Origin of the sequence: Pseudomonas sp. 14P_5.3_Bac1, assembly GCF_025466135.1 — a bacterium.
Lineage (GTDB): Bacteria > Pseudomonadota > Gammaproteobacteria > Pseudomonadales > Pseudomonadaceae > Aquipseudomonas.
On record NZ_JANLOF010000076.1, the window covers coordinates 16,326 to 40,376 of the forward strand.

The window sequence follows — 24,051 nt, forward strand, 5'->3', positions numbered from 1 at the left end:
TACGCAGGCTGACGCCGCACCACAACCCCAGCGCCCTGCTTCAGGCAAATCTGACAGACGCCGGATTCAGCCGACGATAAACGTCTGACCGGTCTGCAAGCCTTCTACGCTTTTGGCGTAGGCCAGTGCCACGTCGGCACCCGGAGCCGGTTTGTAACCGCGGAAATACGGGGCATAGCTGCCCATGGCTTCCAGCAGGACCGTCGGGCTCACGGCGTTGACGCGCAGGCCGCGTGGCAATTCGATCGCCGCGGCTTTGACGAAGGCGTCAATCGCGCCGTTGACCAGTGCGGCCGAGGCGCCGGTACGGATCGGGTCACGGTTGAGGATGCCGCTGGTGAAGGTGAACGAGGCGCCATCGTTGGCATATTCGCGGCCGATCAGCAGCAGGTTGACCTGGCCCATCAGCTTGTCGCGCAAGCCCAGTTCAAAATCGCTTTCGCTCATTTCACCCAGCGCCACGAAATTCACGCTACCGGCCGCGCAGATCAGGGCATCGAACTTGCCGGTCTGTTCAAACAGCTTGCGGATCGACGCGCTGTCACTGATATCCACCTGGAAATCGCCGCGTGTGCGACCGATGCTGATCACGTCGTGACGCTGAGCCAGTTCTGCCTTGACTGCCGAGCCGACCGTGCCGCTGGCGCCAATCAATAGAATTTTCATCGTGCTGTTCCTCCACGGGTAAGTGAAGGTTCAGTCTAGTGTGGCTTTTCAGGTGGATAAACGTGCTAATAGGCAACCTTTGGTTTTCAAACGGAAACAATCCATGAGCGATATGGATGACCTGGCGGCCTTTGCCGTTCTGATCGAAGCCGGTAGTTTTACCCTGGCGGCCGAGCAGCTGGGGTGCAGCAAGGGCCAGTTGTCCAAGCGTATCAGCCAGTTGGAGGCGCAGTTTTGCGTGGTGTTGCTGCACCGCACCACCCGCAAGCTCAGCCTGACCGCAGCCGGTGCAGCGCTGTTGCCCCAGGCTCAGGCGTTGGTAGTCCAAGTGGAACGCGCCCGTCAGGCATTGGCGCGGCTCAAGGACGATTTGGCCGGGCCTGTGCGTATGACGGTTCCGGTGTCGTTGGGAGAAACCTTCTTCGATGGCTTGCTGCTGGAGTTCTCCAAACAGTACCCCCAGGTGCAGATCGAACTGGAATTGAACAACCGGTATCGAGACCTGGCGCGGGATGGGTTTGACTTGGGCGTGCGTTCCGGCGCTATCGAAAACGAGCGCCTGGTGGCCAAACCGCTGCTGGCCTGGCATGAAATGACCTGCGCCAGCCCGGCCTACCTGGAGCAACACGGCGAGCCGCTGACCCCGGCAGACCTGGCAACGCACACCTGCCTGCTCAACAGCCACTACAGCGGGCGTGAAGAATGGCTGTACCACCAGCAGCACGAACTGCTGCGAGTACGGGTCAGTGGCACCTTTGCCTCCAACCATTACAACCTGTTGAAAAAGGCCGCACTGGTGGGCGCCGGGATCGCCCGCCTGCCGTCCTACGTGTTACCCGCGGAACTGGCTGACGGGAGATTGCGCTGGCTCCTGCGCGATTATCAGACGCGGAGCATGCCGATGTACCTGGTTCACCCGTATCAGGGTGGTTTGCCGCGTCGCACCCAGGTGCTGGCCGATTACCTGGTGGATTGGTTCAAGCGCGGCGGCGAGGCCCTGGACCGTCTTCAGCGGTAGCGGCGTGCGATCAGATGGTCGATGGACAGGCAGCCCGGGCCCTTGGCGACCAACAGCAGCAGCACGGTGATCCAGGTGCCGTGGGTCGGGTAGGCGTCCGGGTAAACGAAGAGTTGAATGGTCAACGTCATGCCGATCAGGGCCAGGGCTGAAAACCGCGTGGCAAAGCCCACCAGGATCAGCACCGGGAAGAAATGCTCGGCAAACGCCGCCATGTGCGCGGCGACTTCCGGTGACAGCAAGGGCACGTGGTATTCACTGCGAAACAGCGGCAGTGTGGACGCCGCAAGACGCGGCTCGCCGAATTGGAGCGTGCCGCCGATCAAGTCGATGGCAAAGCCCTCGACCTTGGTCTGCCCGGATTTCCAGAACACCGCCGCAATGGAAAATCGTGCGAGAAAGGCGATCAGGCTGTAGGGGATTTTCTCGAACAGTGCGATGACCCGATTGACCAGACTCGAAGGGAATGTGTTCATGGCAATACCTTTTGTTCGAGGTGCAAATGAGTGATGGCGTCGTGGCTGATCAACAGGGCCAGGCATTGGTTCAGGTCGAACTGCGCCGACGCTTCAAGCGCGTGCTGCACCGCCGTCTCCAGTGCCGCGCCGTGATTCAGGCTGTCGATGAACGCCACCGAGCCGCTGTCGATGGCGAATACCTTGACCGCCAAGCCTTGGCGTAACACCAGCGCGCTTTGGGCGTGCCAGGGATTCAGGGTGGCCAGGCCACCTTCGGTCTGGTGCGCAGCCCATACCGCCACTACCGCGTAGGCGCTATTCAAGGTGGCCAGGGATGGATGCAGATGCAGGCGCAGGTTGCCCAGGTCTGTCTGGCCTTGCAGCGTTTGGAGAATGGCTTGCTGGTCCAGCGGCTGGGTGTCTGCCGCGTGATAGGCGCAAACCCGCAAGCGCTCGAGCCTTGCGACGTCAGCCAGGTAGGGCACGCTGGCCGCCGGCTCAAAGGCCTGAATAAACCCTGCGAACGCGCTGCCGTATTCGCTCATCAGCGGGCTGGTGGGCGGGCATGCCTGTACAAACACGCCGGCCATGGCGCGAAAAAACTCATCGCCGACCAACTGCAAGGTCACCGGGTAAGCGGTCGCCAATGCGTTGATCAATGCGCTGTGGACATTGTTGCGATACACCGCAAAACGGCTGGCCGGGTCGGCGCCATTGCGGCTGAACAGGCCGTCGGGGCACGCCAGGTCGGGATCGATCAAGGCGTCGGCAAACGCAGCGTGATGGCTCATACGTTCACCTGCGACAGATGCCAGTCGGCGTGTTGAGCTTCGGCATGCAGCACACTGAACGCAGGCACCTGGTTATCCCGCTCGATCAGCGTGGCCATTGGGCCCGTGCGCGTGAGTACCTGTTCGTATAACTGCCACACCGCGTTATCGATGGGCGCGCCATGGTCGTCGATCAGCAGGCAATCGCCCAAACTGTCAGTGTCTTCGGCAAAACCCGCCAGATGTATCTCCCCGACGGCATGTAATGGCAGTGCGTCGATGTAGGAAAGCGGCTCGCGCTGGTGATTGATGCACGACACATAAACGTTGTTGACGTCCAGCAGCAGGCCGCAGCCCGTGCGGCGGATGACCTCGCTGATGAAGTCCGTTTCGTCCAGGGTGGAGCGCTCGAATTGCAGATAGGTCGACGGATTTTCCAGCAGCATCGGCCGCTTGAGCGTGCTTTGCACCTGATCGATGTGCTCGCACACCCGGTTTAGCGTGGCGGCGTCGTAGGCCAGGGGCAGCAAGTCATTGAGAAACACCGGGCCGTGGCTCGACCAGGCCAGGTGTTCGGAAAACGAGTGGGGTTGATAGCGTTCGATCAGCAAGGCCAACCGCGCCAGGTGCTCACGGTTCAGTGGGCCTTCACCGCCGATGGACAGGCCCACGCCGTGCAGTGACAGCGGGTACTGCTCGCGGATCAACCCCAGGTAGTGATGGAACGGCCCGCCGGCCACCATGTAGTTTTCGGCGTGCACTTCAAAAAAACCGATATCGGGCGAGGTCTCGAGCACTTCAATAAAGTGCTCGGTCTTCAGCCCCAGCCCGGCCCGATAGGGGAGGCCGGGCACCTGAGCCGGTGAGACCGTGTGTTGGGGTAAAAGCGTCATCATCAGTACTCAGGCTGCGGGCTGTTTCAGGACTTGGCGGTGAAGGCGGCTGCCTGGCCGAAACCGGTCGGCGAGGTGGAGCTTGGGGTTTTGGCGCAGGTGCCGGCCGGGACCAGTTTCCAGGCATTGGCCTGGTCTTTGACTTTCGAGGTGCCGGCGCAGGAAGTGCCGGCGCCCGCAGCGCAATCGTTCTTGCCGGCTTCAGCGACGCCGAAGCATTTGTCCATCTTGGCGTCGTCGGCGTGGGCCATGTTGGACATTGCGGACAGGCTCAGAGCAGAGCCGAGGGCCAGGATCAGGGTAGCGGCGGACAGTTTAGTGGTCATGGTGTAACTCCTGCGGTGGGTTGAGGTAGCGAGCTTGATTGCCTGCTTACTCCACTAGAGGCGGCAGGGCGAATTTCGTTACAAGTCCGACGACAATAATTTCAAGAAACGCAAAATTTAAGCGTCACACAAAGCAAATGTGGGAGCGGGCTTGCTCGCGAATGCAGTGTGTCAGTCGATAGAAACTTGACTGAGACACTGCATTCGCGAGCAAGCCCGCTCCCACATTTAGATCCAGTTCATACAGCAACCGGATGGTATTAGCCCCCGAGGTAAGCCTCCCGTACCTTCGGATCCGTCAGCAACTGCTCACCCGTGCCTTGCATCACCACCCGGCCGTTTTCCAGCACGTAGGCGCGGTCGGCGATTTTCAGCGCCTGGTTGGCGTTTTGTTCGACCAGGAACACCGTTACACCGTCCTTGCGCAGCTGTTCGATGATGTCGAAGATCTGCTGGATGATGATCGGTGCCAGGCCCAGGGACGGTTCGTCCAACAGCAACAGCTTGGGCTTGCTCATCAGCGCACGGCCGATGGCGAGCATTTGCTGCTCGCCGCCGGACATGGTGCCGCCGCGCTGGCTGAAGCGTTCCTTGAGCCTGGGGAACAGGTGCAACACCTTGTCCATCTGCTCCTGGTAGTCGCCCTTGTCGGTGAAGAACCCGCCCATGGCCAGGTTCTCCTCGACGGTCAGGCGCGAGAACACGCGGCGGCCTTCGGGCACCACCGCAATGCTCTTGCGCATGATCTGCGAGGACTGTTGCCCCACCAGCTCTTCACCCATGTAGCGGATGCTGCCGCTGTGGGCCTGCGGCGAACCGCACAAAGTCATCAGTAAGGTGGATTTGCCGGCGCCGTTGGCACCGATCAGCGTGACGATTTCACCTTGGCGCACTTCCACGTTGACGCTGTGCAGGGCCTGGATCTTGCCGTAGAAAGTGGAAACGTTTTCGAATTGCAGCATTTTACGCTTCCCCCAAATAGGCTTTGATCACTTCAGGATTGTCGCGGATCTGTTCCGGTGTCCCGTCGGCCAGCGGCGTGCCCTGGTTGATCACCACGATGTGGTCGGAAATGCTCATGACCAGTTTCATGTCGTGTTCGATCAACAGCACCGTGGCGTTGTTTTCCTCACGCAACACGCTGATCAGCGCCTTGAGGTCCTCGGTTTCCTTGGGGTTCAGGCCGGCAGCCGGTTCGTCGAGCATGAGGATCCGCGGGCGGGTCATCATGCAGCGGGCGATTTCCAGGCGACGTTGCTGACCGTAGGCCAGGGTGCCGGCAGGGCGGTTGGCGAACTCGGTGAGGTTGACCTTGTCCAGCCAGTACTCGGCGTATTCCATGGCCTCGCGCTCGCTCTTGCGAAACGCCGGGGTCTTGAACAGGCCAGCAAAGAAGTTGGTGTTCAGGTGACGGTGCTGGGCAATCAACAGGTTCTCGACCGCCGTCATGTCCTTGAACAGCCGCACGTTCTGGAAGGTGCGCACCACGCCCTTGCGGGCGATCTCATGACCGGCCAGGCCCTGGATCGGCTGGCCGTCCAGCAGGATGCTGCCACCGCTCGGTTTGTAAAAGCCGGTGAGGCAGTTGAACACCGTGGTTTTGCCGGCGCCGTTGGGGCCGATCAGCGCCACCACCTGTTTCTCTTTCACGGTCAGGGCCACGCCGTTGACCGCCAGCAAACCGCCGAAGCGCATGCTCAAGTTTTCGACTTTCAGGATCTCGCGGCTCATTTGCGCAGCTCCATGTGTGGGCGTTGCATCGGCAGCAGACCTTGGGGACGCCAAATCATCATCAGCACCATCATGGCGCCGAACATCAACATGCGGTATTCGCTGAACTCTCGCATCATCTCCGGCAGCAGGATCATTACGATGGCCGCCAGGATCACGCCCAGCTGCGAGCCCATGCCACCCAGTACGACGATGGCGAGGATGATCGCCGACTCGATAAAGGTGAACGACTCCGGGGTCACCAGGCCTTGGCGCGCCGCGAAGAAGCTGCCGGCGAAACCGGCGAATGTTGCCCCGAGGGTGAAGGCCGAAAGTTTGATGACGGTCGGGTTCATGCCCAACGCTCGGCAGGCGATCTCATCTTCGCGCAACGCTTCCCACGCCCGCCCGATCGGCATGCGCAGCAGACGGTTGATCACGAACAGTGCCGCCAGTGCCAGCAACAGGGCCACCAGGTACAGGAACACCACTTTGCTCACCGGGTTGTAGTCGATCCCGAAGTACTCGTGGAAAGTCTGCATGCCCTCGGCGGCGGTGCGGTCGAACGACAGCCCGAAGAACGTCGGCTTGGGGATGCTGCTGATGCCGTTGGGGCCGCCGGTGATATCGGTGAGGTTACGCAGGAACAGTCGGATGATTTCACCGAAGCCCAGGGTCACGATTGCCAGGTAGTCACCACGCAGGCGCAGCACCGGGAAGCCCAGCAGGAAGCCGAACGTGGCCGCCGCCATACCTGCCAGCGGCAGGCAGATCCAGAAGCCCCAGCCCAGGTAATGCGAGAGCAACGCGTAGGTGTAGGCACCCACGGCGTAGAAGCCCACATACCCCAGGTCGAGAAGGCCGGCCAGGCCCACCACGATGTTCAGGCCCAGGCCCAGCAACACGTAGATCAGGATCAGCGTCGCGATATCCACCGCGCCGCGTGAGCCGAAGAACGGCCAGATCAGCGCGGCCACGATCAGGCCGATGATGATGTAGCGCTGGGTGCGCGGCAGGGTCAGGAACTGGCTGACCTTGGGTGATACCAATGGCCCACGGTTGCCCTTGAACAACGCACCGACCTGCTGGGTGAACAGCACGCGCAGGAACATCAGCACCGAGCACAGGGCGATGATGGTCAGGGTGACGGGACCGGTGCCATGCACTTCCAGGTTGATGCCGACAATGCTCAGCTTGAGGCCGAGTACCGGAAAGGCCACGGCCCATACCAGCAAGGCGCTGAAAAACGCCGATTTAAGATATCTGCTCATACTTTCTCAACCTCCGGACGGCCCAGAATGCCGGTCGGACGGAACAACAGCACCAGAACCAACAGGCCGAACGCCACCACATCCTTGTATTGGTCGCCGAAAATATCGGCACCAAAGGCTTCAGCCACGCCCAGCACCAGACCGCCGAGCATGGCGCCCGGAATACTGCCGATGCCGCCCAATACCGCCGCGGTAAAGGCCTTGAGGCCTACCAGGAAACCGGCGTTGGGGTTGATCACGCCGTACTGCATGCTCAGCAGCACCGCCGCGACGGCCGCCAGCGCAGCACCGATGACGAAGGTCAAGGCAATGATGTTGTTGGTGTTGATGCCCAGCAGGTTGGCCATCTTGATGTCTTCGGCGCAGGCCCGGCAGGCGCGCCCCAGACGGGAGCGGGAAATGAACAGCGTCAGGCCCAGCATCGCCACCAGCGTGACGACGAACACCAGGATCTGCATGTAGGAAATCAGCACTTCTTGTGCGCCACCTGGGCCGAAGGAGATGCTCCCCGGAATCAGGTTGGGAATGGACTTGTCCTTGGAGTCCTGGGACAGCAATACAGTGTTCTGCAGGAATATCGACATGCCGATGGCGGAAATCAGCGGGATCAAACGGTTGCTGCCACGCAAGGGACGATAGGCAACCCGCTCGATGCTGTAGCCGTAGGCACTGGTTACAACAATCGACGCGATAAACGCGGCGGTCATCAACAGCGGCAGGGAGTGGATACCCATCATGGCCAGCCCGGCAAGGGCGATGAAGGCCACGTAGGAACCAATCATGTACACCTCGCCATGGGCGAAGTTGATCATTCCAATGATGCCGTAAACCATTGTGTAGCCAATGGCTATCAAGGCATAGGTGCTGCCAATGGTCAGGCCATTAACCAGCTGTTGGAAAAAATGATAGATCTCAGGCATTACAGCGCTCCTAAAAACCCGATACGCATTTCACTGGTGGAGTCATGTTCCGGCCCTGCGCTGTGTTCTATGAGCACATTTGCACAAAGCGTTTGCCAGCGAACCGCTGGTGACGGTTTTAAGATTTTCAGGTGAGCCAGCGCCCGGATCGCGGGTGACAGGCCCATAAACCTCGTAAAACAAAGCCCACTGCTCTCACAGTGGGCTTGTTGACCAGTAACGCCTGGCTTACTGAGGGGAAACTTCGGTTTTTGGTTTACCGAAGTGCCATTGGTAGACCACGAACTTGAAGTCCTTCAGGTCGCCCTTGGCGTCAAAGCTCAGATCGCCAGTAGGGGTCTTGAAAGTGCCTGCGTGGATGGCAGCTGCCACCTTGGCGGTGTCTTCGCTCTTCGCGGCAGCGATACCGCCGGCGATGACTTCAACCGCAGAGTAAGCCGGGAACACGAACGGACCGGTTGGGTCCTGTTTGTTCTTGGCGAACTCTTCAACAATGGCTTTGTTGGCAGGGTCGGTGTCGAAGGATTTAGGCAGGGTTACCAGCAGGCCTTCGGAAGCGTCCTGGGCAATTTGCGAGATGGAGTCGTTGCCGACGCCTTCCGGGCCCATGAACTTGGCGTTCAGGCCTTTTTCCTTGGCTTGGCGCAGGATCAGGCCCAGCTCTGGGTGGTAGCCGCCGTAGTAGACGAAGTCGACGTTGGCTTGCTTGAGCTTCTGGATGATCGAGGAGAAGTCTTTATCGCCGGCGTTCAGGCCTTCGAAGACAGCGACTTTCACGCCTTTCTTCTCAAGGGTCTGTTTAACGGCAGTCGCGATGCCTTCACCGTATTGCTGTTTGTCGTGCAGTACGGCAACCACCTTAGGCTTCACGAAGTCGGCGATGTAGTTGCCGGCTGCCGGGCCCTGGGCGCTGTCCAGGCCGATGGTACGGAATACCAGTTTATAACCACGGGCGGTGATTTCCGGGCTGGTAGCCGCCGGAGTGATCATGATCACGCCTTCGTCTTCGTAGATGTCGGTTGCTGGCTGAGTGGAGCTGGAGCAAAGGTGACCGACTACGAACTTGACGCCGTCGTTGACCACTTTGTTGGCTACGGCAACGGCTTGTTTTGGATCGCAAGCGTCGTCGTATTCTTTGGCTTCAAGCATTTTGCCGTCGACGCCGCCCTTGGCGTTGATGTCGGCGATTGCCTGCTTGGCACCCATGAATTGCATGTCGCCGTATTGCGTCACAGGGCCGGTTTTTGGACCTGCGATGCCGATCTTGATGGTGTCGGCTGCGAACGAATGGCCGGCAACCCCAGCCAGGACCATAGCGGCAAACAGTTTGGAAATCTGCTTAGTAGCCTTATTCATAGTGCTCCACTCTTACTGTTGTATTTTTTATAGTTCTAGCGGCCTTGTGAGCTGCAGAACCGGATCAGATATCTCGGATATCCCCCCGGCATTGCCCTGGCAACTGTACCGGTACAGTGTAGAGCGCCGGTTGATCGCTTGAAAAGCTGGCTGCTGGGGGCAAACGCCGGGGGTGTCGCTTTAATGAAAGAAAAAGACAGAATTGCGGCGGGGTGCTGCCAGAGTTTCGGGCAATCCTTGGCTTTCCTGACACTTTCGTTCGGTGCCTCATTTGCAACTGGGTTTTTCTGCCTGACGCCTGACGCTATGATTGCGCCGATTTTTTATTCAGGTGAATTCCCATGACGCAAGAACCTAGCACCCTCTATGCCAAGCTGCTCGGTGAAACCGCCGAAATTTCCTGGAAGGAGCTCGAGCCGTTCTTTGCCAAGGGTGCCCTATTGTGGGTCGACGCCGGCCTGGATTTGATCGAAGCCGCCGAGGGGATGGCCGAGGATAACCGTGACAAAGTCGCTGCGTGGCTGGCTGCAGGGAGCCTTGGCGAGGTGTCTGCGACGCGGGCATTGGACCTGGTCGAGAGGGATCCAAGCCTGTGGGCGGTGGTGGTTTCGCCGTGGATTCTGATCCAGGAAAGGGCGGCGTAAGAAACGTGCGCACTAAAAAGGTGCGCTGCTCGGGCCCTTGTAAGTGTGTAGCGGAGTAACCGCCGGCGCCGTGATGGCATCTTGCCGTAGAGAAAGGTCACAGGTGAGGGTGACGTGCGCGTCACGGGAACAGTTGTGCGCGGGGCCGAAGGCTCAAGGAATTGTTTCTGGGTGTGGCAGGGATCAGGATTTTGCTTGTCTGGCAGACCGCTATCGCAGGCAAGCCAGCTCCCACATTTGACATGCATTCCAAGTGGGGGACTTGGCTTGCCTGCGATGGCCGCGACTCGGTCTAAGCCGTCTTGCCAGTATGGTGATTCAACGAAATAACCTTGGTCTTCCCCATCCGATGAGCAACGCCACGTGGACGCTGATGAATCGCCCGTTCGTCGGCCTTCTTTAGGCAAATGATGGCTAAATGCCAAATATTCGGCGTTAACGAATTGGCCTGACGATGGAAGGTGGGCCGATACGGCCTGTGACAAGGTCTTTTGGCGGCGTGGTGTCTTTGCTGCCTTCCACGCTGAAAGGGTAGAGCGGGTTACGCATCTGGATGCCCTGGATCACGCCAACCACATCGCTCAAAGGCACCGCTGGGCTCAGCAGGTAGCCCTGAATGAAGTCACAGCCATGGTTGAGCAGCAGTTCGAATTGCGCCTGGGTTTCCACGCCTTCGGTGACAACGTGCAGGTGCAGCGTGTGAGCCATGCCGATAATCGCCTGGACGATTTCGATATCGGCAGTCGATTTGGGAATGTCCTGGATAAAGGAACGGTCGATCTTCAGCGTGTTGAGCGGTAGGCGCTTGAGATAAGCCAGTGACGAGTAGCCAGTGCCGAAGTCATCAATCGCCAGCGACACGCCCAGTGCCCGGATTTGCCGCAACAGCGCGAGCGTGCTGCTGATGTTGCCCATCAGGGCGTTTTCGGTGACTTCCAACTCCAGGCGTCCGGCGGCGATGCCGGCGAAGCGCAGGGCGTCTTCGATTTCATCCGCCAGTTCGTCACGCGCCAGGTTGAGGGCCGAGCAGTTCACGGCCATGGTCAGCTCGGTATAGCCGCGGTCAGACAGCAGGCTCAAATCGTGGCACGCCTGGCGTAATACCCAGTGGTCCAGTTCGGCAATCAGCCCGTTGCTTTCGGCAATGGCGATAAACCGGTCCGGCGCCAGCAGCCCGTGTTGCGGGTGTTGCCAGCGCACCAGGGCTTCCAGGCGGGTAACCTTGCCGAGTTTCATGTCGAAGATCGGCTGATAAAACAGGACCAACTGGTTGCGCGTGCGCAGGGCGGCGCGCAGCTCTTCTTCCAGTTGCAGTTCCAGAAACGCGCGGGTTTTGAGGTTGGAACTGAAAAAGTTCAGGCTGTTGCGCCCGGTGTCTTTGGACTGGTAAAGCGCCAGGTCGGCGGTTTTCAGCAGCTCCTCACAGGTCAGGCCGTCATCGGGAAACAGGCTGATGCCAATGCTGGTGGTCATCACCATGCGCCGGCCGGCCAGTTCGATCGGCTCTTTCATCTTCTGCATGATGCGCTGCGCCATATGCCGCGCTTCGTCGCGATGGTGAATGCTGATAAGAATGCAGAACTCATCGCCGCCAAAGCGCGCAACCACATCGTCATGGCTGCGTACCGACCCTTTGATATGCCCGGCCAACACGGTGAGTAACTGGTCGCCGGCATCATGCCCAAGGCTGTCGTTGATGCGCTTGAAGTGGTCGATATCGAGGAAGATCACCGCCATCATGCCGTGGCTTGCAGTTTTTTCGGCGACTTTCTCCGCGAAAATCTGATTGAAGCCGCGACGGTTGAGCAGGGTGGTCAGCGCATCAAAATGCGCGACCTGTTGCAGCGAGGCGCGGGCCTGGTCCAGTTCGCTGAGCAGCGCGTTGACCCGGCGCAGGTCGCGTTCCTTGTGCTGCAGTTTTTTGTCGGCCAGTGCTGCACTGACGCTGCTGCCAATCACCAACAGGGTGATCACGGCCACGGACAAGCCAAGCTGAATGGGGTTGTTGTCCAGCGGCAATGCGAGGTCCGCGCCGCTGGGCACCAGCATTTTCATGGCAGCCATGCCGGTGAAGTGCATGCTCAGGATGCCGGCGCCCAGCACCAGGCTGGCGGCGTATTTGAGCAATTGGTGGAACACCCCGGTGCCGTTGCGCAGGTAGCACGACAGCAGCAACGCGGCCAGGCTGGCGCCAATGGCGATGCCCACCGACGCCAAAAACAGCCCCGAGTCGAAGTACACCTGGGCCTGGGAGCGCATGGCCGACATGCCGACGTAGTGCATCAAGGCAATGCCCAGCCCCATCCATACCGATGCCAGCAGATATTGATGAAAGCGCAAATGAGCGTGACTGAGGGTTTGCATGGCAAACAACGAGGCAATCAGGGCGATCACCAGCGAGGCGAACGTCATGAGCAGTTCGTAATGAATGGCAATAGGTGCCTGAAAGGCCAGCATGCTGATGAAGTGAGTCGACCAGATGCCGCCTGCCAGGCATCCCGCCCCCAGCCAGCGCCAGTGGCGGCGGGCAGTAGGGTCTTCCACGTGGCCGACGCGCTCGGCCATGTCCAATGTTCCGAACCCTGCTGCACAAGCGACCAGGTACGCCAGCAGCACCAGAAAGGGGTTATGACTGCAATTGAGTAATAAATGCCCGTTATCTGGAAGCTCGGTAAAAAAATACATACCTCGCCATTCCATAGCATGTCCCGTCAAAGTCAGTACGTCATTGCCTACAGCAATGGCTTATGACCTCGAGTATAGAAGCCTTGCGGGATTTGCCAGGAATAATGGCACTTTGCTCTGAATGATTTTGGCATGCTCGCCATAGCGTTTGCTGCTAAGCGCTGATCGGCAGGTCGAACTCGAAAGGCGCCTCAAGCGGCGGCAAGCCAAAGGCGGCGCGTGCCGTGTCGCAATCGACGTTCTGTTCGCCCTGGCTCCACGACGCGTCGAACTCGCGACACGGGCTCGATCGCTGCTCATAGATCGTGCAACGGGTGCCTTTGCCGACCTCACCCTCAAGGCTGCAGCAACGCGCGGGTTTCTGGTCGGTGCCGATCATCGCCACGCGCGTGGGATTGATCTGCACCACCAGGTCATCGGGCACGGTGCCCCCCGATGAGGCGCACTCACCCCAGAAGAAAGACACACGAAAGTGTGAACAGCAGGCACCGCAACTCAGACACGGACTGGCTTCGGACATGGGCGTCATCGATAAGAAAAGTAGGATGTGGGTGTTACGGAAGGCTCGCCATTCTATCCTTGGCGTTGCCGTTGGGAAGGGGGGCGTGAACTTATATTTTTGTAGGCGAAGTCCCGTGATACCGGGCGAAATCATGCCCTATCAGCTTTACGAATCATTACAGACAACCGGCACCTGCCTGACTATGTTGCAGGTACCGGGCAGGATGCATCGGGCATCGCAGCTCTCATAACAATAAAAGAGACGGACCCATGCAGAACTCGACCCAAGCGGCGAATGCCTGGCGCATTCTGTTCCTGCTGTTCCTGGCCAACCTGTTCAATTTCTTCGACCGCACCATCCCCGCGATCATCATCGAACCCATTCGTATGGAATGGCACCTGAGCGACTTTCAGCTCGGCATCATCGGCACCGCCTTCACCATCGTCTACGCCATTGCCGGTTTGCCGCTGGGGCGCATGGCCGACACCGGTTCGCGCAGCAAACTGATGGGCTGGGGCTTGTTTGCCTGGAGCGGGCTGACCGCACTCAACGGCCTGGTCGGCAGTTTCTGGACCTTCCTGCTGGTGCGCATGGGCATTGGCATCGGCGAAGCCAGCTATGCGCCGGCGGCCAACTCGCTGATCGGCGACCTGTTTCCCGCTCACCGTCGCGCCCGCGCCATGGGTATTTTCATGCTCGGCCTGCCGTTGGGCCTGCTGCTGGCGTTCTTCACCATCGGCGCGATGGTCAAGGCGTTCGACAGCTGGCGCGCGCCGTTCTTTATCGCCGCCGTGCCGGGGCTGATCCTCGCGGTGTTCATGTTCTATATCAAGGAACCCAAGCGCGGCGCGGCCGAAACCGTGCAGGTCTCGCAGGAACGCGTCGATCGCCCGATCCGCCGCGTGCTGGCGGTGCCGACCTTCCTGTGGCTGGTACTCGCCGGGCTGTGCTTTAACTTCGCCACCTATGCGTGCAACTCGTTTCTGGTGCCGATGTTGCAGCGCTATTTCCTGATGCCGTTGCAGGAGGCGGCGGTTGCCACTGGCGTAATCGTGGGCATCACCGGCCTGGTGGGCCTGACGTTGGGCGGCTGGATTGCAGACAAGATCCATCAACGAATCGCCAATGGCCGACTGTTGTTCGCCGCCTGCAGCTTGATCATCTCCACCGTCACCACCGCGTGGGCGTTGCACGCCGGACGCATCGAGATTGGTGTGTTTGTGGCGCTGTTCAGTGTGGGCTGGTTGTTCGCCTATAACTTTTATACCTGCGTGTACACGGCGATCCAGGACGTGGTTGAGCCGCGCCTGCGGGCCACGGCGATGGCGCTGTTCTTCGCCGGGTTGTACCTGTTGGGCGGCGGCATGGGGCCGATTGTGGTGGGCGGGCTGTCTGATCACTTTGCCCATTCGGCGATGTATGCCGATGGAGCGGCGCAGATGACTGAAGCCTATAAAGCGGTGGGGCTGCATGACGCCATGTACCTGATTCCGGTGGCGCTGTTTTTGACCCTGCTGTTTCTGTTTCAGGCGTCGCGCAGTTTTGTGCGCGATGCCAAGCGCATGAAGGATGGGTTGGGGGCGGTGGAGGTGCCGGCTGCGGCGGCTACCGCTTGATACCGAGTTGACCCTATCGCAGGCAAGCCAGCTCCCACATTTGAAGGTATTCACACATCAAAATGTGGGAGCGGGCTTGCCCGCGATGAGGCCCTCAAGTCAAACAAAAAAAGGCCCGCATTGCGCGGGCCTTCTTCTTAACAGGGCAGGGCGGTAATCAACCCGCCACCAGCACCCGAATCGCTTCCAGTCGCAGCGCCGCTTTGTCGAGCATGGCCAAACCTTGCTCGCGTTGCTGACGCAGGGCCACCAGCTCGCTGTCACGCACGGTCGGGTTGACCGCTTGCAACGCGGTCAGGCGCGCCAGCTCTTCGTCGGTGTCCGCCGCCAGGCGGCGCTTGGCCTCGGCCACTCGCTCGGCGTGGCGCGGGGTGATCTTCTCTTCACCGGCATTGATGCGCGGCGTGAGTTGGTCACGCTGAGCCTGCACGAACTTGTTGGCGCTGGCGCGTGGCACGCTTTCGAGCTGGTCGTTCAGGGTTTCAAACGACACGCGGCCGGACAGGTCATTGCCATTGGCGTCCAGCAGGCAGCGCAAGGCCGCCGGTGGCAAGTAGCGGCCCAGTTGCAAGGAGCGCGGCGCAACCACTTCACTCACGTACAGCAATTCGAGCAACACGGTGCCCGGCTTGAGCGCCTTGTTCTTGATCAGCGCCACGGCGGTGTTGCCCATCGAGCCGGACAGCACCAGGTCCATGCCGCCCTGCACCATGGGGTGTTCCCAGGTGATGAACTGCATGTCTTCGCGCGACAGCGCCTGGTTACGGTCGTAGGTGATGGTCACACCTTCGTCGTCGCCCAGCGGGAAGCTGGCGTCGAGCATTTTTTCGCTGGGCTTGAGGATCAGCGCGTTTTCCGAATGGTCTTCGCTGTCGATGCCAAAGGCGTCGAACAGGGTTTCCATGTAGATCGGCAGGGCGAACTGGTCGTCTTGCTCCAGGATGTCCTCGACCAGCGCATCGCCTTCACCCGCGCCACCGGAGTTGAGCTCCAGCAAGCGGTCGCGACCGGTGTGCAGCTCTTGTTCCAGACGCTCGCGCTCGGCACGGGCCTCGTCGATCAGGGCTTGCCATTCGCCATCGTCGGCGTTTTCCAGCAACGGCAGCAGACGCGGGCCGAACTGATGTTGCAGGGCGTTGCCGGTCGGGCAGGTGTTGAGGAACGCGTTCAGCGCCTCGTGGTACCACTGGAACAGGCGCTCCTGCGGGCTGGTTTCCAGGTACGGCACGTGCAATTCGATCACGTGCTTCTGACCGATCCGGTCCAGACGCCCGATCCGCTGTTCCAGCAGGTCAGGGTGGGACGGCAGGTCGAACAGCACCAAGTGGTGGGAGAACTGGAAGTTGCGGCCTTCACTGCCGATTTCCGAGCAGATCAGCACCTGCGCGCCGAACTCTTCGTCGGCGAAGTAAGCGGCGGCGCGGTCACGCTCGAGGATGTTCATGCCCTCGTGGAACACCGTGGCCGGAATGCCGGAACGCACGCGCAGGGCGTCTTCCAGGTCCATGGCGGTTTCGGCGTGGGCGCAGATCACCAGCACTTTGGTGCGCTTAAGCATTTTCAGCTGGTCGATCAGCCACTCCACGCGTGGGTCGAAGCGCCACCAGCGGTTTTCTTCGTCCACGTCCGGCTGCGACTGGAAGCTGACTTCCGGGTACAGCTCGGCGTGTTCGCCCAGCGGCAACTCGAGGTATTCGTCCGGGTTCGGCAGCGGGTAGGCGTGCAGTTTGCGCTCCGGGAAACCTTGCACGGCAGCCCGTGTGTTACGGAACAGCACGCGGCCGGTGCCGTGGCGGTCAAGCAGCTCACGCACCAGGCGCGCACTGGCTTCGGTGTCGCCATCGTTGACGGCGGTGAGCAGCGCTTCACCTTCGTCGCCGAGGAAACCCTGGATGGTCTTGTGTGCGGTCGGCGACAGGCGGCCTTTGTCCAGCAGCTCCTGCACGGCTTCGGCCACCGGGCGATAGTTTTCGCTTTCGGCGCGGAAGGCATGCAGGTCGTGGAAGCGGTTCGGGTCCAGCAGGCGCAGGCGCGCAAAGTGGCTGTCCTGGCCCAGTTGTTCCGGGGTGGCGGTCAGCAGCAGCACGCCAGGAATCACCTCGGCAAGTTGCTCGACCAGCGAATACTCCGGGCTGGCCTTGTCTTCATGCCAGACCAGGTGGTGGGCTTCGTCGACCACCAGCAAGTCCCAGCCGGCCGCGAACAGTGCGTCCTGGGCCTTCTCGTCGTCCACCAGCCATTCCAGGGCCACGAGGGCCAACTGGGTGTCTTCGAACGGGTTGGTGGCATCGCTTTCGATGAAGCGTTCTTCGTCGAACAGCGCAACCTGCAGGTTGAAGCGGCGGCGCATTTCCACCAGCCACTGGTGCTGCAGGTTTTCCGGTACCAGGATCAGCACCCGGCTGGCGCGGCCGGAAAGCAGCTGGCGATGGATCACCAGGCCAGCTTCGATGGTCTTGCCCAGGCCCACTTCGTCAGCCAGCAATACCCGCGGCGCGATACGGTCAGCGACTTCACGGGCGATGTGCAGTTGGTGAGCAATAGGTTGCGCACGCACGCCACCCAAGCCCCACAGCGACGACTGCAGTTGGCGGCTGGTGTGTTCCAGGGTGTGGTAACGCAGCGAGAACCAGGCCAGCGGATCGATCTGGCCGGCGAACAGACGGTCGCTGGCCAGGCGGAACTGGATGAAGTTGGACAGTTGGGTTTCCGGCAGGGTGACCTGCTCGTTCTGCCCATTGAGGCCGTGGTAAACCAGCAGGCCATCGACGTCGTCGACTTCCTGTACGGTCATTTTCCAGCCTTCGAAATGGGTGATGGAATCACCCGGCGAAAACCTCACGCGAGTGAGGGGCGCATTCCGTAGCGCATACTGACGAGTGTCGCCAGTGGCCGGATAGAGCACGGTCAACAAGCGGCCGTCCTGTGCCAGAACGGTGCCTAACCCCAGCTCTGCTTCGCTGTCACTAATCCAGCGTTGCCCCGGTTGATACTGCTGCGCCATGCTGCCTGACTCCCGCCGTGAAAAAGCCGACTATCTTAACGGAACAAGGCCCTCAGCCAAAGGACTCTGACAAAAACTACTCCGTTAACGCGCGGGTTCGAAAGCTGGATCGACGGGTGGCGGGCACTTGCGAGTGTCGACTGGGTCACAGCTTGGCGAGCTTGGCCTCAAGTCGCCCTGCAACCCGCCGACAGCCTGTTGATCAGGAGAATAATTATTATGCTGCCACCCATGCTGCCCGTCAGCGTTGTGCCGGTCACGTCACAACTTGACCCGGTGCGTCAGAAGCCGGATATCCCGCCCGTGGTGCCAGTGCAAGCGGGCTCCAACGAAAGCACGATCGACCTGAAAAAGGGCGATGCCGAGCAGTCAACCTTGCTGCTGCGCGAGGAACAACGCCGCCAGCAGGAACAGCAGAAGCGCCGGCGTGAAGCCGACGAAGACCCCGAAGCGCACCTGGCGATCCCCGGCGATGTGCTCAACGCCGACAACACCGTGCCAGTGGTGCCGCTGATCGAAGATGCGCCGCGCCAGGGTCTGTGGGTGGACGTCGAGGTTTAGTCACGCAATTCGCGTAGCGCGGTGATCAGCCGTTCAATGTCATGTTCGGTGTTGAGCGGGCTGACCGACACCCGCGCAACGCTCGTCAGCCCTCGCGCCTGCATGTCCAGCGGCGTGTAGGCCACACCATTTGCGCCGATGTTGATTCGTTTCAACCCCAGGCGGCGTTTGAGCTCGAAGGCGTCCCAGCCTGCGAGGTTGAAGGCGATCAGTCCTGAGTGCGCCGCGCCCAGGTCGTGCAGGGAAACCCCCGGCAACTGACGCAATGCTTCACGGATTCGCTCACTGAGTTGTAAGACCCTTTCCCACGTGTGCTTCACGCCCAGTCGATTCACCTCCTGCAACGCATTGCCCAAGCCAGCCAACAAGGCAAAAGACACCTCGCTGGTTTCAAAGCGCCGGGCGTCATCGCGCAGGTCGAAGCCTTCGGCGGTCCAGGGTGCGGAAAACACATCACGCTGAGCGGGATTGAGCTGCGAGAGAAAATCCGGTCGCACATACAGTAACGCCGTGCCGCGGGGCCCACGCAGGTGTTTGCGGCCGGCCGACTTGAGCACATCGCAGTGCAGCGCCTGCACATCCACCGGCAGTTGGCCGACCGCTTGGCCGGCGTCGATGAAATAGGGAATGGCGTGGCGCCTGGCCACTGCGCCGATCGCCTGGGCAGGGTTGATCAGGCCGCCGTTGGCCGGCAACCAGGTCAAGTCGATCAGTTTGACCCTGGCATCAATCATCGACTCCAGCGCCACCGGGCAGACTGCGCCGGTTTCATCGCAGGGAATGACTTCTATCCGTGCGCCGGCTTGCACCGCCTGTTGCATGCTCGCCAGGTTGCCGCCCCATTCGTGGCGACCGACCAGAATGCGCTCGCCAGGTTGCCATGGGCCCAAGGCCTGGAAGGCCATGCTCCAGGCACTTGAGCCGCTGCTGGCAAACGCGATCGACGAGGTCGGCGCATTGAGCAATTGCGCGGCTGCGCGCCGGGCTTTTTCTACCAGCACTTCACCCTGCTCGCCGGCCTCCATCGGGCCGTCGCGGGCTTCGCGTTGCAATTGGTCGATGATTGCGTCCAGCGTGGCCTGGCTGGGCAGCGAGGCACCCGCGTGGTTAAAGTGCACGATGCCCGACTGGCAGCCGGGTGTTGCGTCGCGCAGCTGCTGAACTTCGAGCGGGCTCACGGCTGCAACTCGAAAATCGCATCAACCTCCACCGCCACGCCGGCCGGCAGGCTGGACACCCCGACGGCAGTCCGCACATGCCGGCCTTTGTCACCCAGGGCGTTGACCACCAGGTTCGATGCGCCGTTGGCGACCACGCTTTGGCGCTGGAAGTCGCCGCTGCTGGCAATGAACACACCCAGGCGCAGAATGCGCACCACGCGCGACAGGTCATCACCGACGGCATCGCTCAATTGCCCCAACAGGCCCAGCGCCGCCAACTCTGCCGCCTGGGCGCCTTCTTCATCGCTGAGGGTTTCGCCTAACCGGCCGATGTAGGCGGGTTTGCCATCGATCATGGGAATTTGCCCAGAGATAAACAGCTGGTTCTGGCTGATCACATGGCTGATGTAGTTGGCCGCCGGCTGGCTGGGCGTTGGCAGCGTCAGGCCAAGGGCTTGCACGCGTTGGCGAAGGGAGTCGCGCATGTTGAATCCTCTAGGGGCAAGAAGGTTTCAGCATGTTGGCTGAGCAGTCGGGCGACAAACGGATAGATCTCACCTGACGTATCGAAAAAACTCACGCGTCGCGGCAGGCGTCCTTCAACCACTGGCTGAAGCATTCGGCCGCGTCGCTGGCGGGGCCTTGGGGCGCGATCAGCCAGTAGCCGATTTCGCTGTGATAGGGCGGCCAGTCGAAGGCTTCCACCAGGCTGCCGTCCTGCAGCTTGCGCTCGATCAAACGGTGCCGGCCCATGGCGATGCCCTGGCCGGCCACAGCCGCTTCGACCACGATGTTGTAGTCGTGCAGCATCACGCGGGGGTGGTGCTCGAGGTCGACGTGATAATGCGCGGACCAATCCGTCCATTCGAAGGGCCGGTGCGAGGTGGCCATCAATAACGCGCCGTTGTGCAGTGGGCCGGCCTTGAAGGCCGGGCTGCACACCGGCGAAATCACTTCGGGCATCAGGCGGGTGGCTTGTACATCCGGCCAATCGCCTTTGCCATAGCGGATGGCCAGATCCACCTCGGCCGCGGCGACGTTGGCCAATTGAATCGCCGGCAGCAACTCGACCTGGATATGCGGGTAACGGTTGAGAAAGCCGGCCAGGCGTGGGGCCAGCCACAGGGTGGCGAAGGATGCCAGCAGGCCGACGCGTAGCACCGTGGCAGTGGGCGCTGTTTTTTGCGCGCGCGTGGCGGCGGCGATGGCGTCGAGGGCGGGGCGGATTTCGGCGTAGTAACGTTGGCCGTCGGCGGTCAGGTCAATCGCGCGGGTGCGTCGGATAAACAGCGGTTTGCCCAAATGCTGTTCGAGTTTGTGCACCTGGTGGCTCAAGGCACTTTGGGTGACCGACAGCTCGTTCGCCGCCTTGATGAAACTCAAATTCCGCGCGACGGCTTCGAAGGCGCGCAGGGCCAGCAGCGGCGGAAGGTCCTTGTGCAGTGCCACCTGAGTGCGCCTCCGGGGTCGAGTGGAAAGGGCCGATTTTGAGCGATGCCCTGCATTTTGTCGCCCGCTGATTTGCCGTTGGGCGGGGGAGGCCGCATTATTGAGCCATTCCCGCCACTACGTAAGCCAAGCCATGAGTGATGACGACAAGCTGATTGACCTGAATGCCGAACGCGCCAAACGCGTGCATGACCTTAATGACAAGCGCCTGAATGAAGTGCGCCAGGCGTTTGAGCAAGCGATGCCACTTGGCAAAGTTAAGAAAAAGTCGAAGAACAAGCCGAAAAAACGTTGAAACAACCTGCATCTGTTGATGCAGGTCAGTTATTACCCTTCTTTACGCCCCGTTGCGGGCGACATTGATCTCCGTCAATTTTCCCATCCGCCTTCTCCATTAACTTAGCCCTATCGCAACAGGGCACGTGCAGGAGGCCGGTCATGTTTTTCGATAATGTGGTGTTTGCCGGAGTGTTGACTGTCAGCCTCATGGTGTTGTTTTTTATAGGGTTTGGAATTTTTATCTGGAAGGACGCTAATAAGCGTAAAGAACCGTAAGTTCTTCTGGGTTATATGAGCACGCAAGGCATTTTGGGCGACTTCGGTCGCCCTTTTTTTTGGCCGCGGTTTTAGGGTGTATATCCGTTGCTGCGGTCAACCTTGCGTTCTGCCGGCGTGGTTAACGGGGCCTGTCAGATCAAGATCAAAAGCAGAGCGCGGCGGCCTAGTAGCCGACCTGAGTGGTATAGGCAAAAGCGGATCAAAAGCATAGCAACACATTTCTGTCTGAAGCACAGAGAGCCAAATGTGGGAGCGGGCTTGCTCGCGAATGCGGTGTGTCAGTCAGCTCATATGTCACTGGCACACCGCATTCGCGAGCAAGCCCGCTCCCACAAGTTGACCGAGTTCAGCTGCCAGCATCGCACTGCTTTTGCTTTTCTGTGGGAGCTGGCTTGCCTGCGATGCAGGCACCTCGGTCTATCAGTGACACCCAGTTGATGCCATCGCAGGCAAGCCAGCTCCCACATTTGATTGAGTTCAGGTTCCAGAATCAGGTCGGCTGTCAGGCACACCGAAGCGTGAGCGAGGTGCCGAGTGGTGGGGCAAGAGCCTTTTGGTTACTTTTGGGCTCTTTTCAAAAGTGACCCGCCGTAAGGGCGGAACCCATTGCAGCCCTCACCGCAGCAACGGATATACACACTAAACCCCAGACCCAAAAAAAGGCGCGACCCCCATCAGAGATCGCGCCTTCTTTATATCAGCCGCAGCCTAGCAGCCTATCAACTACCCAACGCCTTGGACGCCAACCAGAACAACCCGGCCGACAAGCCCACCGTCGCCGGCAAGGTCAATACCCAAGCCATCAGAATGGTCTTCACCGTACCACCCTGCAGGCCGCTTTTATTGGCGACCATGGTCCCGGCAACACCGGACGACAACACGTGAGTAGTCGAAACCGGCAGGCTAAAGATGTTGGCCAGGCCAATCATGCTCGCCGTGGTGATCTGCGCCGACATGCCCTGGGCATACGTCATGCCCTGCTTGCCGATCTTCTCACCGATGGTCAGCACCACACGCTTCCAACCCACCATAGTGCCCAGGCCCAAGGCCAGTGCCACTGCCAGGATCACCCAGAACGGCGCGTACTCGGTCGTGGCCGTCAGGTCTTTACGCAGCTTGTCCAGGTCGGACTTCTCACGCGCATCCAGGCCCGGCAGCTTGCCGACTTTCTTCGCGGTGTCGTCCAGGCACAGCAGGTAGCGGCGCACTTCGATACGGTGCTCGGAGGTCAGCGAGTGGTAGTCCGAGACACCCTTCAAGGTGTCCATCAGCGCGCTGATGGTGGGCTCGGTCTGCTGCGGGTTGCACTGGAACTTGCCCGGCAGGTCATCCTTCACGCTTTTGCCCAGCGCCAGAAACTCGCCGAGGGTGGCGTTGTTACGCTGGTAGAACTGGCTCAAGTGCACGGTGGCGTCACGGGTGCGCTCGATCTGGTAAGTGGTGCTGCCCAAGTCGAGTACGAACTGCGCCGGCACGATACCGATCAGCACCAGCATGATCAGGCCGATACCTTTCTGACCATCGTTGGAGCCGTGCACAAAGCTCACGGCCATCGCGGAAATCACCAGCACCAGGCGGTTCCAGAACGGCGGGTGTTTCTTGTCGTCAAGCTTGCGGCGCTGGTCCGGGGTCTTGTGCATCTTCGACAGCGGGCGCCACCATTTCAGGCCGAGCAGCACCAGGGCTGCGACCAGGAAACCGGCCATCGGCGAGAACACCAGAGACGCGCCGATATCGATCGCTTTCTGCCAGTTCACACCATCAGCCAACGGGATATCGTTGATCAGGGCATTGGCCAGGCCGACACCCAGGATCGAGCCGATCAGGGTGTGGGAACTGGAGGCCGGGATACCGAAGTACCAGGTGCCCAGGTTCCAGGTGATCGCCGCTGCCAGCAAGGAGAAGACCATAGCCAGACCATGGCCGGTGTTCACATTGATCAGCAACTCCACCGGCAGCAAGTGCACGATGGCGTACGCGACACCGACACCACCGAGCAACACGCCGAGGAAGTTGAACACCCCGGAGAAGAACACGGCCAGGTGCGGCGGCATGGCTTTGGTATAGATGACTGTGGCCACCGCGTTAGCAGTGTCATGAAAGCCATTGATGAACTCGAAGGCGAGGACAAAGGCCAGGGCGAGCAACAGGCTCACTAGAACCCACGCATCCAGTCCGCTGAATAAATCGATCATGAAGGTTTTCTGACCCGGTCGTAAGGGGGCGCGATTATGCCAGAAAACCTCAGTAATCGATGCACTAGCTGCTCATCGGTAACAATCTTCATTGAAAAAAAACCGGGCAGAGGTGCGCATCCCAGGGTTTTCGGGGCTTTGGCAAGTCTTTGATTTATAAAGCTGGAGGTCGAAAACGAAGGTTTTTTTGACCGAATTGTCACATTTGAAACATTTGTACGAAATTTCGTTCAAGGCTGTAGGAGCCTGATTAAATCAGGTTGCCCGCCGCTGGCGATGCGCCAGCGGC

24 protein-coding genes are annotated in these 24,051 nt (G+C 60.2%); 7 read left to right on the top strand and 17 right to left on the bottom strand.

The annotated features are described in order from the left end of the window. Nucleotides 1–66 precede the first annotated feature (66 nt). Entirely contained in the window at nt 67–666 is a 600-nt protein-coding gene (locus NTD89_RS19860) for a short chain dehydrogenase (RefSeq protein ID WP_262209249.1), read from the bottom strand. 103 nt (nt 667–769) lie between these two features. Between NTD89_RS19860 and NTD89_RS19865 the strand changes: the two genes are divergently transcribed. Next, nucleotides 770–1,684 (top strand): LysR family transcriptional regulator, encoded by a 915-nt coding sequence (locus NTD89_RS19865; protein ID WP_262209251.1) that lies wholly within the window; start codon nt 770–772, stop codon nt 1,682–1,684. Here the strand turns inward: NTD89_RS19865 and NTD89_RS19870 are convergent. The 9 genes from NTD89_RS19870 to NTD89_RS19910 all read right to left on the bottom strand — a co-directional run bounded on the left by NTD89_RS19870 (nt 1,675) and on the right by NTD89_RS19910 (nt 9,388). After that, the gene (locus NTD89_RS19870; protein ID WP_262209252.1) at nt 1,675–2,160 is read right to left on the bottom strand and encodes a DoxX family protein; all 486 of its coding nucleotides are present in this window, start codon (nt 2,158–2,160) and stop codon (nt 1,675–1,677) included. The two genes, NTD89_RS19865 and NTD89_RS19870, sit on opposite strands and share 10 nt — an antisense overlap. After that, the gene (locus NTD89_RS19875; RefSeq protein ID WP_262209254.1) at nt 2,157–2,933 is read right to left on the bottom strand and encodes a DNA-binding domain-containing protein; all 777 of its coding nucleotides are present in this window, start codon (nt 2,931–2,933) and stop codon (nt 2,157–2,159) included. The genes NTD89_RS19870 and NTD89_RS19875 overlap by 4 nt, the downstream gene beginning before the upstream one ends. Then, nucleotides 2,930–3,808 (bottom strand): DUF692 domain-containing protein, encoded by an 879-nt coding sequence (locus NTD89_RS19880; protein WP_262209255.1) that lies wholly within the window; start codon nt 3,806–3,808, stop codon nt 2,930–2,932. Before NTD89_RS19880 ends, NTD89_RS19875 begins: the two co-directional genes overlap by 4 nt. Before the next feature lie 23 nt (nt 3,809–3,831). Next, a complete protein-coding gene (locus NTD89_RS19885) occupies nt 3,832–4,131 on the bottom strand; it encodes a DUF2282 domain-containing protein (protein WP_145162006.1) in 300 nt (99 codons plus the stop codon). Nucleotides 4,132–4,391: 260 nt separating this feature from the next. Beyond that, complete coding sequence (locus NTD89_RS19890; protein ID WP_010212366.1) at nt 4,392–5,093, bottom strand: ABC transporter ATP-binding protein; 702 nt, start codon at nt 5,091–5,093, stop codon at nt 4,392–4,394. A 1-nt stretch (nt 5,094) separates the two neighbouring features. Beyond that, nucleotides 5,095–5,862 carry a high-affinity branched-chain amino acid ABC transporter ATP-binding protein LivG gene (livG, locus tag NTD89_RS19895; RefSeq protein WP_016975067.1) on the bottom strand — a complete coding sequence of 256 codons (768 nt, stop codon included), beginning with the start codon at nt 5,860–5,862 and terminating at the stop codon, nt 5,095–5,097. Then, nucleotides 5,859–7,112: a high-affinity branched-chain amino acid ABC transporter permease LivM gene (locus tag NTD89_RS19900; RefSeq protein WP_064451210.1), complete on the bottom strand. Its 1,254-nt coding sequence runs from the start codon at nt 7,110–7,112 to the stop codon at nt 5,859–5,861. The genes livG and NTD89_RS19900 overlap by 4 nt, the downstream gene beginning before the upstream one ends. After that, nucleotides 7,109–8,032: a high-affinity branched-chain amino acid ABC transporter permease LivH gene (gene livH, locus NTD89_RS19905; protein ID WP_106577104.1), complete on the bottom strand. Its 924-nt coding sequence runs from the start codon at nt 8,030–8,032 to the stop codon at nt 7,109–7,111. Before livH ends, NTD89_RS19900 begins: the two co-directional genes overlap by 4 nt. Before the next feature lie 228 nt (nt 8,033–8,260). Beyond that, nucleotides 8,261–9,388 carry a branched-chain amino acid ABC transporter substrate-binding protein gene (locus NTD89_RS19910; protein ID WP_145162009.1) on the bottom strand — a complete coding sequence of 376 codons (1,128 nt, stop codon included), beginning with the start codon at nt 9,386–9,388 and terminating at the stop codon, nt 8,261–8,263. Nucleotides 9,389–9,526: 138 nt separating this feature from the next. Between NTD89_RS19910 and NTD89_RS19915 the strand changes: the two genes are divergently transcribed. Both NTD89_RS19915 and NTD89_RS19920 read left to right on the top strand, forming a co-directional pair. Then, a complete protein-coding gene (locus NTD89_RS19915; protein ID WP_262209258.1) occupies nt 9,527–9,733 on the top strand; it encodes a hypothetical protein in 207 nt (68 codons plus the stop codon). Continuing rightward, nucleotides 9,730–10,032, top strand: coding sequence for a DUF2288 domain-containing protein (locus NTD89_RS19920; protein WP_017530446.1), 303 nt, complete (start codon nt 9,730–9,732; stop codon nt 10,030–10,032). Before NTD89_RS19915 ends, NTD89_RS19920 begins: the two co-directional genes overlap by 4 nt. Nucleotides 10,033–10,467: 435 nt before the next feature. Here NTD89_RS19920 and NTD89_RS19925 read toward each other — a convergent pair whose 3' ends face one another. After that, the gene (locus tag NTD89_RS19925) at nt 10,468–12,732 is read right to left on the bottom strand and encodes a putative bifunctional diguanylate cyclase/phosphodiesterase (protein WP_262209259.1); all 2,265 of its coding nucleotides are present in this window, start codon (nt 12,730–12,732) and stop codon (nt 10,468–10,470) included. Between the two features lie 139 nt (nt 12,733–12,871). Further along, nucleotides 12,872–13,237: a YkgJ family cysteine cluster protein gene (locus NTD89_RS19930; RefSeq protein ID WP_242194219.1), complete on the bottom strand. Its 366-nt coding sequence runs from the start codon at nt 13,235–13,237 to the stop codon at nt 12,872–12,874. 251 nt (nt 13,238–13,488) lie between these two features. On the opposite strand from NTD89_RS19930, the gene NTD89_RS19935 reads away from it, so the two are divergent. Beyond that, complete coding sequence (locus NTD89_RS19935; protein ID WP_145162019.1) at nt 13,489–14,835, top strand: spinster family MFS transporter; 1,347 nt, start codon at nt 13,489–13,491, stop codon at nt 14,833–14,835. A 157-nt stretch (nt 14,836–14,992) separates the two neighbouring features. Here NTD89_RS19935 and rapA read toward each other — a convergent pair whose 3' ends face one another. Further along, a complete protein-coding gene (rapA, locus tag NTD89_RS19940; protein WP_145162022.1) occupies nt 14,993–17,839 on the bottom strand; it encodes an RNA polymerase-associated protein RapA in 2,847 nt (948 codons plus the stop codon). 219 nt (nt 17,840–18,058) lie between these two features. Here rapA and NTD89_RS19945 point away from each other — a divergent pair, with 219 nt between their 5' ends. Next, a complete protein-coding gene (locus tag NTD89_RS19945) occupies nt 18,059–18,400 on the top strand; it encodes an aspartate-semialdehyde dehydrogenase (RefSeq protein ID WP_145162025.1) in 342 nt (113 codons plus the stop codon). Here NTD89_RS19945 and NTD89_RS19950 read toward each other — a convergent pair. From NTD89_RS19950 to NTD89_RS19960, 3 genes are all read right to left on the bottom strand, one after another. Continuing rightward, nucleotides 18,397–19,578: an aminotransferase class V-fold PLP-dependent enzyme gene (locus tag NTD89_RS19950; protein ID WP_262209261.1), complete on the bottom strand. Its 1,182-nt coding sequence runs from the start codon at nt 19,576–19,578 to the stop codon at nt 18,397–18,399. The genes NTD89_RS19945 and NTD89_RS19950 overlap by 4 nt on opposite strands. After that, nucleotides 19,575–20,045: a RidA family protein gene (locus NTD89_RS19955; protein ID WP_145162032.1), complete on the bottom strand. Its 471-nt coding sequence runs from the start codon at nt 20,043–20,045 to the stop codon at nt 19,575–19,577. The genes NTD89_RS19950 and NTD89_RS19955 overlap by 4 nt, the downstream gene beginning before the upstream one ends. 91 nt (nt 20,046–20,136) lie before the next feature. Then, a complete protein-coding gene (locus tag NTD89_RS19960; RefSeq protein ID WP_262209262.1) occupies nt 20,137–21,009 on the bottom strand; it encodes a LysR substrate-binding domain-containing protein in 873 nt (290 codons plus the stop codon). A gap of 100 nt (nt 21,010–21,109) precedes the next feature. Between NTD89_RS19960 and NTD89_RS19965 the strand changes: the two genes are divergently transcribed. Then, entirely contained in the window at nt 21,110–21,304 is a 195-nt protein-coding gene (locus NTD89_RS19965) for a hypothetical protein (protein ID WP_262209294.1), read from the top strand. Nucleotides 21,305–21,447: 143 nt separating this feature from the next. Further along, the gene (ccoM, locus tag NTD89_RS29405) at nt 21,448–21,564 is read left to right on the top strand and encodes a cytochrome c oxidase subunit CcoM (RefSeq protein ID WP_311197153.1); all 117 of its coding nucleotides are present in this window, start codon (nt 21,448–21,450) and stop codon (nt 21,562–21,564) included. Nucleotides 21,565–22,286: 722 nt separating this feature from the next. Here the strand turns inward: ccoM and NTD89_RS19970 are convergent. Then, nucleotides 22,287–23,762, bottom strand: coding sequence for an inorganic phosphate transporter (locus NTD89_RS19970; RefSeq protein WP_200623568.1), 1,476 nt, complete (start codon nt 23,760–23,762; stop codon nt 22,287–22,289). Nucleotides 23,763–24,051 lie beyond the last annotated feature (289 nt).